A 13,081-nucleotide genomic window follows, 5' to 3' on the forward strand; every position below is an offset into this window, starting at 1 on the left:
CTCGGTCATGAGAGAGCGATGACTAGCGGGTACGCGGAGCTGCACGCGCACTCGGCGTTCAGCTTCCTCGACGGCGCGTCCCACCCGGAGGAGCTGGCGGCCGAGGGCGCGCGCCTGGGCCTGGAGGCGCTGGCGCTGACCGACCACGACGGGCTGTACGGGGTGGTGCGGTTCGCGGAGGCGGCGCGGAAGGTGGGGCTGCCCACCGTCTTCGGCGCCGAGCTGCACCTGCCCGCGCCGGTGACGCCCGGGGCGGCGCCGGGCACCGCGGGGAGCCGGCCGGTGCTCGACCCGCCCACCGGCGTCCCCGACCCGCGCGCCACCCACCTGCTGGTGCTGGCGCGCGGCGACCAGGGCTACCGCAACCTGTCCCGGGCGATCGCGACCGCCCACCTGGACGCCGGGGTCAAGGGCAAGGCCCGGTACGACCTCGAGCGTCTCGGCGCGGAGGCGGGCGGGGAGTGGCTCGTGCTCACCGGGTGCCGCAAGGGCGCCGTCCGGCGTGCGCTCACCGCCCCGGCGGGCGGCGTCGACGCGGCCCGGCGCGAGCTCGACCTGCTGGTCGCGACGTTCGGACGGGACAACGTGGCCGTCGAGCTCACCGCGACGGGCGACCCGCGGGACGCCGACCTGCACGACGCGCTCGCCGCCCTGGCCCGCGACGCGCGCCTGCCGGTCGTCGCCACCGCGAACGCGCACTACGCCCGCCCGCGCGACGCCGACCTGGCGGGCGCGCTCGCCGCCGTGCGGGCGCGCTCCTCGCTGGACGGCCTGGACGGCTGGCTGCCCGGCGCCCCGGTCGCGCACCTGCGCTCGGCCGCCGAGATGCGGGCGCTGCACCGGCGCCACCCCGGGGCCGTCCCCGCGGCGGCGGGCCTCGCGGCGGAGTGCGCCTTCGACCTGCGCCTGGTGGCGCCGAACCTGCCGCCGTACCCGGTGCCGGCGGGTCACGACGAGGCCAGCTGGCTGCGCGAGCTGGTGCGACGGGGGGCCACCGACCGGTACGGCCCGCGGCCCACGACGGGCGGTGCCGGAAACGCCCAGGCCTGGAAGCAGATCGACCACGAGCTGCGCGTCATCGAGGACCTGACGTTCCCCGGCTACTTCCTCGTCGTCTACGACCTCGTGGAGTTCTGCCGCACCGAGGGCATCCTGTGCCAGGGGCGCGGGAGCGCCGCCAACTCGGCGGTCTGCTACGCCCTCGGCATCACCGCGGTCGACGCCGTGCAGCACGGGCTGCTCTTCGAGCGCTTCCTCGCGCCCGAGCGCGACGGGCCGCCGGACATCGACATCGACATCGAGTCCGGGCGCCGCGAGGAGGTCATCCAGCACGTCTACGCGAAGTTCGGTCGGCAGCACGCGGCGCAGGTCGCGAACGTCATCTCCTACCGGCCGCGCTCCGCGGTGCGCGACGCCGCCCGCGCCCTCGGGTACGACGTCGGGCAGCAGGACGCGTGGAGCAAGTCCATCGAGCGCTGGGGGTCGCTGCGCGGCCCCGACCCGGCCAGCCCGGCCGCCGACGCCGCGGTGCAGGCCGCCCGGGCGGCCGCAGGCTCCGAGGGCGGGGCGCCGTCGAACCGGACCGCCGCGAAGGACGCGCGCGTCGCCGCCCTGTGGGGCCCGGCGGAGTCGCTCCCGGGCGGGCCGCCGCGCGGAAAGACCTCCGGTCGAGGGCGTGCCGACCGCCCGCACACCGGGCACGCGGCGGGGCACCTGCCGGGGACCGGCCGCCGGGACTGGTCGCCGACGCTGGGCCACCAGCGGGTGGTCGACCCGCTCGCGACGGACGAGGGGGAGGTGCGCCGCGCCGACGACGCCCACGACGTCGTGCCGGCGCAGCGGCCGGCGTCGGCCGAGGAGGAGGGACAGATCCCCGGCCCGGTGCTCGACCTGGCCGACCGCATGCTGCGCCTGCCGCGCCACCTGGGCATCCACTCCGGCGGGATGGTCATGTGCGACCGCCCGGTGATCGAGGTCTGCCCGGTGGAGTGGGCGCGGATGGAGGGGCGCACGGTGCTGCAGTGGGACAAGGAGGACTGCGCCGACGCGGGGCTGGTGAAGTTCGACCTGCTCGGCCTCGGGATGCTCACCGCCATCCGGTACGCGTTCGACTCGATCGAGCAGCAGACGGGGGAGCGGCTCACGCTGCACGGCCTGCCCCAGGAGGACCCGGCGGTCTACGACCTGCTGTGCGCCGCCGACACCGTCGGGGTGTTCCAGGTGGAGTCGCGGGCCCAGATGGCCACCCTGCCGCGCCTGCGGCCCCGGACGTTCTACGACATCGTCATCGAGGTCGCGCTCATCCGGCCCGGGCCCATCCAGGGCGGGTCCGTGCACCCGTACATCGAGCGGGCGCGGGGCCGTGAGCCCGTGACGTTCCTCCATCCGCTGCTGGAGAGCTCGCTCGGCAAGACCAAGGGCGTGCCGCTGTTCCAGGAGCAGCTCATGCAGATGGCGATCGACGTCGCGGGCTTCACCCCCGCCGAGTCCGACCAGCTGCGCCGGGCGATGGGCTCCAAGCGGTCGGTCGAGCGGATGGAGGCCCTGCGCGGGCGGCTCATGGAGGGGATGCGGAAGAAGGGGGTGGACGACCCGGCGGTGCGCGAGGAGATCTACGACAAGCTCAAGGCGTTCGCCGACTTCGGCTTCCCCGAGTCGCACGCGTACTCCTTCGCCTACCTCGTGTACGCGAGCTCGTGGCTCAAGGTGCACCACCCCGCCGCGTTCTACGCAGGCCTCCTGGCCGCGCAGCCCATGGGGTTCTACTCGCCGCAGTCGCTGGCCGCCGACGCGCGTCGGCACGGGGTGCAGGTGCTGCGGCCGGATGTCAACGCCTCCCGCGCGCTGGCGTGCGTGGAGCGTGCGGCGGAACCGTCGCCCCCGCCTTCCGAGCGTGACGACTTCGGGCCGGCGCCCGACCCGGCGCTGGCCGTCCGGCTGGGATTGTCGGCGGTGCGGGGCATCGGCGACGACCTGGCCGAGCAGATGGTCGCCGAGCGGACCGAGCGCGGCCCGTTCCGCGACCTGCGCGACCTGGCCCGCCGGGTGGGGCTCAGCACCGCGCAGCTGGAGGCGCTCGCCACCGCGGGCGCCACGGAGGGCCTGGGCGCCGGGCGTCGGGAGGCGCTGTGGGCGGCGGGGGCGCTCGGCCAGGAGGGGCCGGGCACGCTGCCGGGCGTGTCCGTCGGGGTGGACGCACCGACGCTGCCGGGCATGACGCCGGTCGAGACCGACGTCGCCGACGCCTGGGCCACCGGCATCACGCCCGGCTCGACGTCACCGCTGGAGCACGTGCGCGAGGGCCTGACCAGGGCGGGGGTGCTCACCGTCGCGGGGGTGTGCGCCACGGAGCCCGGCCGGCGGGTGGCGGTGGGCGGCGTCGTGACGCACCGGCAGCGCCCCGGCACGGCGGGTGGGGTGACGTTCCTGTCGCTCGAGGACGAGACGGGGCTGCTCAACGTCATCTGCACGGCGGGGCTGTGGCGCCGCTTCCGGACGGTGGCGCGCGGCGCCCCCGCGATGGTGGTCCGGGGCCGGGTCGAGAGCGCCGACGGCGCGGTCAACCTGCTCGCGGAGCACCTCGCGCCGCTGCGGCTGCCCGTGGCCACCCGGTCCCGGGACTTCCGGTGACCGGCACCAGGGGGGCCGCCCCGCGCGCTCACCAGTCGTGGGACCAGCCCTCGGGCCAGCCGGTGCCCGCCCAGGTGGTGCCGTCCCGGGCCTCGAGCCGGACGGAGGTGACGTCGCTCGCGTCGCCGTCGAGCACGCCGCCCGCGGTGCACGCGCCGTCGTGCACGACGCACGTCCCGAGCCGGGACTCGCGGGTGTCCGGCCCCGCGGTGACCACGACGTCGTAGGCGTCCTGGGCGCCGGGGTCACGGACCACGACGTACGCCCACGACGGGTCGCCGTCGTAGAGGAACGCCGTGCCGACCGAGCGCGCCGTCTCGCCCGGCCCGGCGTCCGCGGCGACCAGGTCGGCCGCGGTGAAGGAGCGCCCGTCCGCGAGGTCCAGCACCTCGCGGTACGACGCCGCCAGCTCGCGGTCCGGCGCGGTCGCGGTCCACACCGCGGCCCCGCCCGCCGCGAGCAGGCCCACGCCCGCGACCGCGGCGAGCGCCCGACGACGGCCGCGACTCCGGCCGCGATGCCGGCGGACGGAGGACGACGCCCCGGGCACCCCCCGGGAGCCGGGCGGGCGCGACGCGTCGGAGGGTCTCGGCGTCCCCGGGGCCGGCATCCGGGCGAGGGCCCGCCCCTCGAAGTCGGCCGACGGCTCGCGCTCCGGCGCCAGGAGCAGCAGCTCGTCGGCCGCGGCCGACAGCTCCGAGAGCTCCTCGCGGCAGGTGTCGCACGTCGCGAGGTGGTCCATCACGGCGGCGCGGGTCGCGCCGTCGGCGGTGCCCGTGGCCACCTCGGTCAGAGCGTCGCGGAGCGTGTCGCACATGTCGTCGTGCGCCCCGTCGTGCCGCCCGTCGTACGGCCCCGTCGGCCGGTCGGTCGTCATGGCGTCACCTCCCGCAGCGTCGCCAGCTCGTCACGCAGGTGCCGCAGACCCAGCCGGATGCGGGTCTTGGCGGTGCCCAGCGGCACCCCGGTGCGTTCGGCCACCTCGGCCCCGCTCAGCCCGAACACCGACGCGAGCACCACCGCCGTCGCCTGCTCGTGCGGCACGCGGGCGAGCGCCGCGTCCACCGAGGTGCCGGTCGCCACGCGGTCCGCGAGCCGGTCGGGCGCGACGAGCGTCTCGGCCATGACCACGGGGTCCACGGGCACGTCGCGTCGCACCCGTACGACGTCGATCGCAGCGTGCCGTGCGATGGCGAGCAGCCACGTCGTCGCCCGGCCGCGCCGCGGGTCGAAGCCGTCGGCGTGCCGCCACGCCCGGACGAACGTCTCCTGGGCCACCTCCTCCGCGACCGCGGGGATGCCCACCACGAGCAGCGCCAGGCCGTACACCTTCGCCTGGTGGCGGCGCACGAAGACGGCGGCCGCGTCCGGGTCGTCCGCGGCCATCCCGGCGAGGAGCGCCTCGTCCGACACCGCCATGACCTTCCTTACGGGGCGACCGCCCCGAACGGATCTCTCGTCCGCGGATCTCGCCGGATCGTGGCGAGGAGAGATCCGTCGGCCGCCCGGGCTCGTAGGAACCGGTACGAGGAAGGGCCGCGACGGGCGACGTCGCCCCGGCCCGGAGGGAGAGGAACGATGTTCAGCTCACGGTCCAGCACACGGCCCGCCGAACGGTCCGACCGGCGTCCCGACCCGTCCAGCCTCCGCCCGCCCGAGGTGTCCACGCCACCGGGGCGCGGGCGTGCGGTGCGCCTGGCCGCAGGCGGCGCGGTCCTGGCGCTCCTGGCCGCGGGGTGCGGCTCCGACGACGGCGCCGGCGGCGACGGCGGTGGAGGTGGCGGCGGCAGCGCCGGCGGCATGACGCTCGAGATCACCGCGCCGAAGGACGGCGCTACCGTCGAGGTCCCGTTCACCGTCGACCTGTCCTCCAGCGAGGAGCTCGGCACCACGGAGTCGGGCAAGCACCACGTGCACGTCTTCTTCGACGGGGACGACGCCGAGTACCAGGTGGTCGAGAGCGACAGCGTCGAGATCACCGACCTGCCCGCCGGGGAGCACGAGATCGACGCCTCGCTGCGCAACGCCGACCACTCGCCCGCGGGCGTCGAGACGTCCATCCGGGTGACGGTGGGCGAGGGCGGCACGGGCGGGACCGGTGGCGGCGATGAGCTCCCCGGGTACTGACCCGCGGCACGCCGCCCGGTCGCCGGCACGCGGCGGGCCCCGGCCGCCGACCGTGGACCGCAACCCCCGCCCGGCCCGCTGGTTCCACGCGGGCGTCTACGTGACGGTGCTGGTGCTGCTCGGCACCGGGTGGTGGCTGCTGCTGGGGCACGAGGGCAGCCCCAGCGTGGTCGCCCGCGCGACCGGGGTCTCGGACGCCGACCTGCACACCGTGACCGGCTGGGCCCTCGCCGGCCTGGTGGTGCTCGCCGCGGTCCTGGGCGCGCGGGGCTGGCGCACGTTCTGGCGCGAGTCCGTCCGGTACCGCCGGGGCGACGGCGCCTGGTTCCGCCGCTGGCCCGCGGCGGTGCTCACCGGGCGCTTCGGCCACCACGACGGCCGGTTCGACCCGGGCCAGCGGGTGGCCAACCTCGTGCTGGTCGTGACGCTGCTGGCCCTGGTCGGGTCCGGCGTGGGGCTGGTGCTGGTCAGCGGCGGCCCCGCGTTCGTGTGGTTCGTGCGGGTGCACCGGGTCGCCACCTGGGTCGTGACGCCGGTGATCGTCGGGCACGTCGTCATCGCGGCGGGGATCCTGCCGGGCTACCGCGGGGTGTGGCGCGCGATGCACGGAGGCGGCCACCTGCGCGTGCGCGACGCCGAGCGCGTGTGGCCGGGCTGGACGGCGCGTGCGACCGGCGGGGATGGCGTGGTCCGGGACGACCAGGCACGGAACGACCGGCTCCAGGACGACCGGGTGCAGGACGGCGACGCGGCCCCCGCGCGTGGCCGCGACGGGGCCGGCGAGTGACCGCGGCGTGCCGTCAGCCGGCCGCGCTCGCCGCGTCGTCCGACCCGGCGCGCCCCCCGGAGCCCGACGCGGCGGTGCGGTCACCCGGGTCGTCCGCCGTGCGACGTCGTGACCGCCGGCCGCGGGCGACCTCGGTCGCGAGCGCGTCGAGCGGCTGGGCGAACGGGTCGCCGAAGCGTGCGAGCCAGAGGCGCACGACGTCGAGCCCGGCGTCGTCGACGGCGTAGAGGCGGCGGGTGCCGTCGGCGCGGACGGCCACGAGCTCCGCGTCCCGCAGTACCCGCAGGTGCTGCGAGACGGCCGGCTGCGAGATGCGGGTCTCGGCCCGCAGCGCGTCGACGAGCGCGCCCGCGGGCCGCTCGCCGGCCGCGAGGAGCTCGAGCAGGCGCCGACGCACCGGGTCGCCCAGGGCCTCGAAGGGGCCCCGCGGTGCGCGCGGGGCGTCGTCGGGTGCGCCTGCTGCTCCCACCCGCGGCATCAGGCCTCCGGCACCGTGGTGTAGAAGGCGAGCGTGCGCTCGGCCGCGGCGCGGGCGGCGTCCGGGTCGTCACCGGCGGCGATCGCGGCGTCGGCCCACCCCGTGGCGGCGAGGCGGGCGAACTCGACGCCCTCGGGGGACAGGGACCAGGCTTCCGCGGCCTTCGGGTCGAACGGGGCGTCCGGGTCCGCGACGTGCAGCCCCAGCCCCACGAGACCGAGGTCCCAGCCGACGCCGGTGGCGCCCGGGCCGTACTGGTCCCAGAGCTCCCGGGGGACGACGGCCTCGTGCACGAGCTCGAGGACGGTGCCCTCGCCGTCCTCCGTCAGGGCGACGGTGAGCCACGAGACGGAGCCGCCGAACTCCCAGGTGACGGCGAAGCTCTCGGGGGCGTCGCACCGCTGGACGGTGCCGCCGGCATTGCCCTCGAGCTGGTAGCGCCCGCCGACGGCGAGGTCACCGCTGACCGGCAGGAACCAGCGGGGGATGCGTTCCGCGGAGGTGACGGCGTCCCACAGGTCGGCGCGGTCCGTGGGGTACGCGCGGCGGGCGACGGCGATCTTCGTGGGCGCGCCGTCCCGCTCCCCGGTGCGGATCTCCCGCGTCACGAGCCCCGTGGTGGCGACCGGGTCGATGGTGATGGTCATGACGGCCCTCCTCGATTCCTGGTGTGGTTTCCAGGGCTTGATATAAGTGGACACTTATATAGAACCATGCGGGGGAGCCCGGGGGGAAGAGGCGAGAAGGATCAGTCCAGGGGAGCGACGACGCAGACGTCGAAGGTCCCTCGACCGCGCCGCAGGAGGTAGCGGCACCTCTCCTCGGCGATCTCTGCCGCGAGCTCGTCCCGATAGGACCAGCGGACCTCGACCCAGAGCAGGGCCCAGCCGACCTCCTCGACGGCGATGAGCTCCGGCAGCACCGCGACCGCGTCCCGCGCCCGCGCGGCGGCCGGCCGCTGCCTCGACAGGTCGAGGACCTCCTCGGGGGACGTGAGGACGGCCGAACCCTCCTGAGCGACGAAGAGGGCGGGCAGGTCGTAGCGGTCGGTGACCGCCTCGAGGTCCTCCGCCCCGAGCACCAGGCCCAGGTCCGCGAGGAAGGAGGCGAGCGCCTCGCCGTCGTACGAGCCCGTCGGATCCGCCATCCGTTCACGGTAGCCCCGTGGCATCATCAGCGCTCATGAGCCGTCGTCACGCGCGAGGCCCCCTGCCCGCCGTCGTCGCCCTGACCGTGAGCGCGACCGTGTGCCTCGCCGTGAGCGCGTGCGCCGGCCTGACCGGCGGTCCCGGCGCCGGCGCGTCCGACGGCCCCGCGAGCGAGGGCGAGATCGCCGCGGCGGCCGAGGCGTGGGGTTCGTCGCCGAGGTACGTGCTCACGACCTCGGCCGACGGGTTCGCGGCGGTGCCGATTGCGGCCGGGGCCTACGGGGCCGACGGGTTCTCCCTGCACTTCAGCAGCGAGGGCGGGCGGGCGTTCATGCTCTCGGCCGTCGGCGGCTCGATGTCCGCGGCGGACTGCGCGACGACGCCGGTCCTGGGCGTCGGCGGGGAGGCGTCCAACGGCCCGGTGACGTGCGTCGAGGAGGACGGCGCGTTCCGGCGGACGGCGGGGGAGGGCGAGGAGTACGCGGTCGTGCGCGACGGCGTCCTCGTGCGCGTCTCGGGGAGCGCCGCCGACCACGACGCCCTGCGCGAGGCGGCCGCGAACGTCCGCGTCCCCACGAGCGCGGAGCTCACCGCGCTCGTGGAGGGGACGCCGCGGGACCCGAGCCCGCCCACCGAGCGCGGCGACCTCCCGCCCGGCGACGGCGCCCCGGACAACTCCGTCGGTCTGGGCGGCTGACGGCGTCCTCGGAGGCGCTCACCAGGCCTGCGCGAAGACGTCCGCGAACAGCTCGTCGGGGTCGACGTCGAGGCCGCGCGCCGTGAACCACGTGCACACGTTGCGGCAGTCGCGGTGCAGCAGGTCGGCGCCGAACGGGTTGGCCACGAGGTCCACGACCTGGGGCAGGTCGATGATCACGAGCCGCCCGCCGTCGTCGGCCCCGTCGCCGAGGCCGTCCACGAGGATGTTGTACGGCGACAGGTCGCCGTGCGCCCACCCGAGCCGCGCGATGACGCCCATCCCGTGCCGCAGCTGGTCGAACCAGTCCGCGAGGGCCGCGGGGGCGGGCCGGGTGCGGGCGAGCCGCGGCGCCGCCTCGACGGTGCCGTCCGCCGCCTCGTGGCCGACGAACTCGAGCAGCAGCTCCGTGCCGTCGATCTGCACGGGGTAGGGCACGGGGGCGCCGGCGTCCCACAGGCGCGAGAGCGCGAGGAACTCGGCGTCCGCCCACTGGGTCGCGGCGACCGCCTTGCCCCAGGAGGACTTGCGGTCCTCGATGGCGCGCTGGTCGCGGGTGCGGCGCACGCGCCGCCCGTCGGTGTACTCGCCGTCGCGGTGGAACTGGCGGTGGTCGCGGCCGCGGTACCGCTTGGCGGCCAGCAGGCTGCGCCGGGTGGGGTCGTCGGGCACGGCGCGCTCGACGAGGAAGACGTCCGCCTCCTTGCCGGTCTTGAGCACGCCGAGCTCGGTGTCGAGCGCGGCGTCGGCGGTGACCACCCAGTCGGGCCGCGGCTCGGGGCCGCGCTGGCCCTTGGTGACGGACGTCCAGGTGGACCATCGCTGGTCGGGGCCGGGCTCCACGAGGGGCTCGGCGCCGAGGCCGGCCTCGGGCGAACCGAGGGAGGAGGCGGGGGAGAAGGGGAAGGACGAGGGGGTGTGCTGGTGCACGCGAGACTCCTGCTCAGCTCGAGGAGCTCGGTCTCGGGCCCCTCAGGATCGGGTGAGGTCCGCCCGCCGGAAGGTGTCCGGGAGGGCGCGCATGACGACGTCGTCCATCGGTCTGCCCTCCTTCACGTGCTGGCCCGCGCCGTTCGCGTGCCGCCTGCGGGAGCATGGCAGGGGGCGGCCGGGGCGGTCCACGTCTTTTTCGTCCGTAGGGTGCGGGCATGGGGTTCGTGCCGGTGGTCACGGGGTCGCGCGGGACCGAGGACGTCCTGGTCCGCACCGCGCGGCGGCTGCGCACCACGACGACGGTGGTGCTCGCTCCCCCCGACGGTGGAGGGCGCGCGGCGCTGCTCGTCGACCCCGCGTGGGAGCCCGACGAGCTCGTGGCGGTCGCCGACGAGGTGGACGCCCGCGGCGGGCGTGTCGTCGCCGGGTACGCGACGCACGCGCACCACGACCACCTGCTGTGGCACCCGCGGCTCGGCTCCGACGTGCCGCGCTGGGCCACGGCGGGGGCGGCGCGGGTCGCCCGGTGGAAGCGCCCGCGGCTGCTGGCGGAGGCGCGGGCCGACGCCGCGAGGTACGGGGGAGCGGACCACCCGGCCGAGGTGCTCGAGCTGCTCGGTCGCGTCGCGCCCGTCCCGGCGCCCGAGCGCGGCATCCCCGACCCGGACGCCGTCCTGCCGCCGACCCGGCTCGTGGTCCACGACGGCCACGCCCCCGGGCACGGCGCGCTCTGGCTGCCGCGCAGCCGTGTGCTTGTGGCGGGGGACGTGCTGAGCGACGTCGAGCTCCCCCTGCCGCTCGACGAGATCACGGGCGACGGAGCGCGGGGCCAGGGTGTGGAGGGCGTCGAGGGCGTCGAGGGCGCGGCCCGCGCCGTCGAGCGCTACCTGGCCGGGCTGGACCGGCTGGCGCCGTACGCGGCCGCGTGCGCCGTCGTCGTGCCGGGGCACGGGACCCCGACGGCGGACGCCGTGGCTCGCCTCGACGCGGACCGCCGCTACCTGGACGCCGTCCTGTCCGGGCGCGCGGCCGACGACCCGCGCCTGGACCTGCCCGGCGCGGCGGCGGAGGACGGCCGGCTGCGCGCCGCCGTGGGCGTGGCGCGCTGACGCGGGGCGCCGGTCAGCCGCCGAACGCGCCGGCCCAGGCGGCCGCGACCTGCTCCCACACCGGTTGCGTGTCGAAACCCATCTGCCCCAGGCCGGCCCACGCCACCCCGCCGACGGCGTAGAGGCTGACCGGCGTCATGACGAGCCACTCCCGCCACGACCCGGCGTCGCCGAGGATCGGCAGCGAGAGGTTGCCGCCGTCGCGCCACACGTCGTCGAAGGGCAGCACCCGGTAGCGCCGCACCCAGTAGGGGGAGCGGAACTTCAGCGGCCACAGGAGGGGGACGCCGGCGGTGGTGACGAGGTCGCCGAGCACGTGGACCGTGCAGCCGAGGGCGACGGCCAGCGGCATCCAGTTCCACTCCTCGGGCGCGAAGACCGCCACGCACGCGGCGAGGAGCAGCGACAGCGTCCAGTTCCACCAGCGCCTGCCGCCGGTGACCTTCCACGCGCGCAGGGCGAACGCGATGAGCAGGACCGCCATGATGCCGGGGCCGACCAGCACCTCGCCGAACGCCTCGGTGCTGATCGAGACCATGCCCATCACCCACGCGATCGCGGTGAAGACCGCGATGCCCAGGATGGAGTGCGTGCCGTTGCGGTGGCCGCCGGACACGGTCGCGACGAACTTCGAGACGCCCTCGGAGACCGGGGGCAGCGAGTGCGCGATGGTGCCGCTGTGGTGGTCGGCGTCGGGCAACAGCGCGGCGCCCGCGCAGACCAGCGCCCCGGTCATCACCCCGACCTCGGAGACCGGGTGCCAGCCGAACGCGAACGGCGCCGTCGACGTGACCGCGACCCAGGCGGCCGCTCCCGATGCGGCGTGGTGCCCACCCATCATGACCTGCGGCGCTCCCGTCTCGGCGGCCGCCGGCCGCCCGTCCCGTTCCTCACCCTTGACCGGTTGGTCCGGGCCGGGCAGGACGCTACACGTCGCCGCCGACGCGCGGACCGGTGACCACGCCTGTGACCAGCGCTATGACCGAACCAGGGACCGGCGGTGCGACCGGCCCTGCGACCGGCCCTGCGACCAGCGCGGCGTCGTCGCGGTTTGCGAGAGCCCGCCCCCGCCGTGCTATGTTTTTCCCCGCACCGAGACGGCGCCGAGGCGCTGTCGAGGTCCACTCGTCCGGGTGGCGGAATGGCAGACGCGCTAGCTTGAGGTGCTAGTGCCCTTTATCGGGCGTGGGGGTTCAAGTCCCCCTCCGGACACTCGTTGAGACAGCGACGAAAAAGCCCCCGGGGTCCACAACCCGGGGGCTTTTTCGTGCCCGCTTCTCTTGTGCCCGGGTGCCCTACGTCACACGTCGTGGCGGGCGGCGGACGCGGCGAGCGCCGCACGGGTCTTGGTCTCCTGCGGCGCGCCGAGGTCGACGCCCCGGCTCGCGAGGAACACCTTCGTCTCCGCCGCGGCCTGGAAGGCCGCGCCCGGCGCCGCCTTGGTCGACAGCTCGAGGATGCGGTCGCCGTCGGGCAGGAACCACAGCTCGGCCGTCATGCGGCGGGGCAGCCCCGCGGGGTCGAACCGGGCCTTGAGCAGGGTGGTGGGGCCCAGCACGCGCAGGTCGCCGAGCCCGACGCCGCCCGGGAGCCGGGGCTCGAGCAGCGAGCGCTGCGTGCGGTCGAGCAGGCCGTCGAGGCGGCCGACGTCGTCCAGCAGGGCGCGGACGTCGCCGTCGGGCAGCCGCCGCGTCGACGAGCACGAGCAGGTGAACCCGGCGGGCGACGCGTCCACCTCCACCTTGAAGCCGGCGGACCGCCGCGCGCGGCCGGGGACGTCCGCCGGCAGCATCGGTCGCACCTTCACGGTGAGGTCGCCGTCCTTGCGCTGCGTGCGCCGGGCGCGGACGACGAGCCCGGCGGCGGACAGGTCGAGCGCGGGCGTGTCGAGGAAGGCGACCTGGCGGATGGTCGAGTCGAGCGCGTCGATCCCGAGCCGGTCGAGCACCCGGCGGTGGTCCGCCCCGGGCACGGTGAGCTTCAGCTCCACGGCGTCGACGTCCGGGAGCACGGCGAGGACGGCGGCGAGCGTCTCGGCGTCGTACGCGGGCACGGACGCGTGCACGGGCATGGCGGCCGACGCCGGCGGCGCCGCCGGCTCGAGAGTGCCGTCGGACTGCGGGGACGTCCCGACCATGATGGGCTCCTCCTGTCGCCGGGCCACGTGCCTCC

At 76.3% G+C, this 13,081-nt stretch carries 13 protein-coding genes and 1 tRNA gene; 6 read left to right on the forward strand and 8 right to left on the reverse strand.

Going from position 1 to position 13,081, the window contains the following annotated elements:
* Positions 1–18 precede the first annotated feature (18 nt).
* Positions 19–3,630 (forward strand): error-prone DNA polymerase, encoded by a 3,612-nt coding sequence (locus tag ACQP60_RS05000; RefSeq protein ID WP_429729001.1) that lies wholly within the window; start codon positions 19–21, stop codon positions 3,628–3,630.
* A gap of 28 nt (positions 3,631–3,658) precedes the next feature.
* Here the strand turns inward: ACQP60_RS05000 and ACQP60_RS05005 are convergent, their stop codons facing one another.
* Entirely contained in the window at positions 3,659–4,507 is an 849-nt protein-coding gene (locus ACQP60_RS05005) for a zf-HC2 domain-containing protein (protein WP_429729003.1), read from the reverse strand.
* Positions 4,504–5,049, reverse strand: a complete 546-nt coding sequence (locus tag ACQP60_RS05010; protein WP_429729005.1) for an RNA polymerase sigma factor — start codon at positions 5,047–5,049, stop codon at positions 4,504–4,506. Before ACQP60_RS05010 ends, ACQP60_RS05005 begins: the two co-directional genes overlap by 4 nt.
* 240 nt (positions 5,050–5,289) lie before the next feature.
* Between ACQP60_RS05010 and ACQP60_RS05015 the strand changes: the two genes are divergently transcribed.
* Together ACQP60_RS05015 and ACQP60_RS05020 are read left to right on the forward strand one after the other, a co-directional pair.
* A complete protein-coding gene (locus ACQP60_RS05015) occupies positions 5,290–5,757 on the forward strand; it encodes a hypothetical protein (protein ID WP_429729006.1) in 468 nt (155 codons plus the stop codon).
* Positions 5,758–5,809: 52 nt separating this feature from the next.
* Entirely contained in the window at positions 5,810–6,544 is a 735-nt protein-coding gene (locus tag ACQP60_RS05020) for a cytochrome b/b6 domain-containing protein (RefSeq protein WP_429729008.1), read from the forward strand.
* A gap of 13 nt (positions 6,545–6,557) precedes the next feature.
* Here ACQP60_RS05020 and ACQP60_RS05025 read toward each other — a convergent pair whose 3' ends face one another.
* From ACQP60_RS05025 to ACQP60_RS05035, 3 genes are all read right to left on the reverse strand, one after another.
* On the reverse strand, positions 6,558–7,013 hold the full coding sequence (locus ACQP60_RS05025; RefSeq protein WP_429729010.1) for an ArsR/SmtB family transcription factor: 456 nt from the start codon (positions 7,011–7,013) through the stop codon (positions 6,558–6,560).
* 8 nt (positions 7,014–7,021) lie between these two features.
* Positions 7,022–7,669, reverse strand: coding sequence for an SRPBCC family protein (locus tag ACQP60_RS05030; RefSeq protein ID WP_429729012.1), 648 nt, complete (start codon positions 7,667–7,669; stop codon positions 7,022–7,024).
* Between the two features lie 101 nt (positions 7,670–7,770).
* Entirely contained in the window at positions 7,771–8,169 is a 399-nt protein-coding gene (locus ACQP60_RS05035) for a hypothetical protein (RefSeq protein ID WP_429729014.1), read from the reverse strand.
* 35 nt (positions 8,170–8,204) lie between these two features.
* Here ACQP60_RS05035 and ACQP60_RS05040 point away from each other — a divergent pair, with 35 nt between their 5' ends.
* On the forward strand, positions 8,205–8,867 hold the full coding sequence (locus ACQP60_RS05040; RefSeq protein WP_429729016.1) for a hypothetical protein: 663 nt from the start codon (positions 8,205–8,207) through the stop codon (positions 8,865–8,867).
* A gap of 18 nt (positions 8,868–8,885) precedes the next feature.
* Here ACQP60_RS05040 and ACQP60_RS05045 read toward each other — a convergent pair whose 3' ends face one another.
* Positions 8,886–9,797 (reverse strand): serine protein kinase RIO, encoded by a 912-nt coding sequence (locus ACQP60_RS05045; RefSeq protein WP_429729018.1) that lies wholly within the window; start codon positions 9,795–9,797, stop codon positions 8,886–8,888.
* 218 nt (positions 9,798–10,015) lie between these two features.
* Between ACQP60_RS05045 and ACQP60_RS05050 the strand changes: the two genes are divergently transcribed.
* A complete protein-coding gene (locus ACQP60_RS05050) occupies positions 10,016–10,909 on the forward strand; it encodes an MBL fold metallo-hydrolase (RefSeq protein WP_429729020.1) in 894 nt (297 codons plus the stop codon).
* 13 nt (positions 10,910–10,922) lie between these two features.
* Here the strand turns inward: ACQP60_RS05050 and ACQP60_RS05055 are convergent, their stop codons facing one another.
* Entirely contained in the window at positions 10,923–11,750 is an 828-nt protein-coding gene (locus tag ACQP60_RS05055; protein WP_429729022.1) for a metal-dependent hydrolase, read from the reverse strand.
* A 286-nt stretch (positions 11,751–12,036) separates the two neighbouring features.
* On the opposite strand from ACQP60_RS05055, the gene ACQP60_RS05060 reads away from it, so the two are divergent.
* Positions 12,037–12,121, forward strand: a tRNA-Leu gene (locus ACQP60_RS05060).
* An 88-nt stretch (positions 12,122–12,209) separates the two neighbouring features.
* Here the strand turns inward: ACQP60_RS05060 and ACQP60_RS05065 are convergent.
* Positions 12,210–13,046 (reverse strand): CYTH domain-containing protein, encoded by an 837-nt coding sequence (locus tag ACQP60_RS05065; protein WP_429729024.1) that lies wholly within the window; start codon positions 13,044–13,046, stop codon positions 12,210–12,212.
* Between the last annotated feature and the right edge of the window lie 35 nt (positions 13,047–13,081).

The sequence above is a fragment of the Isoptericola variabilis genome (genome assembly GCF_050311655.1).
Lineage (GTDB): Bacteria > Actinomycetota > Actinomycetes > Actinomycetales > Cellulomonadaceae > Isoptericola > Isoptericola variabilis.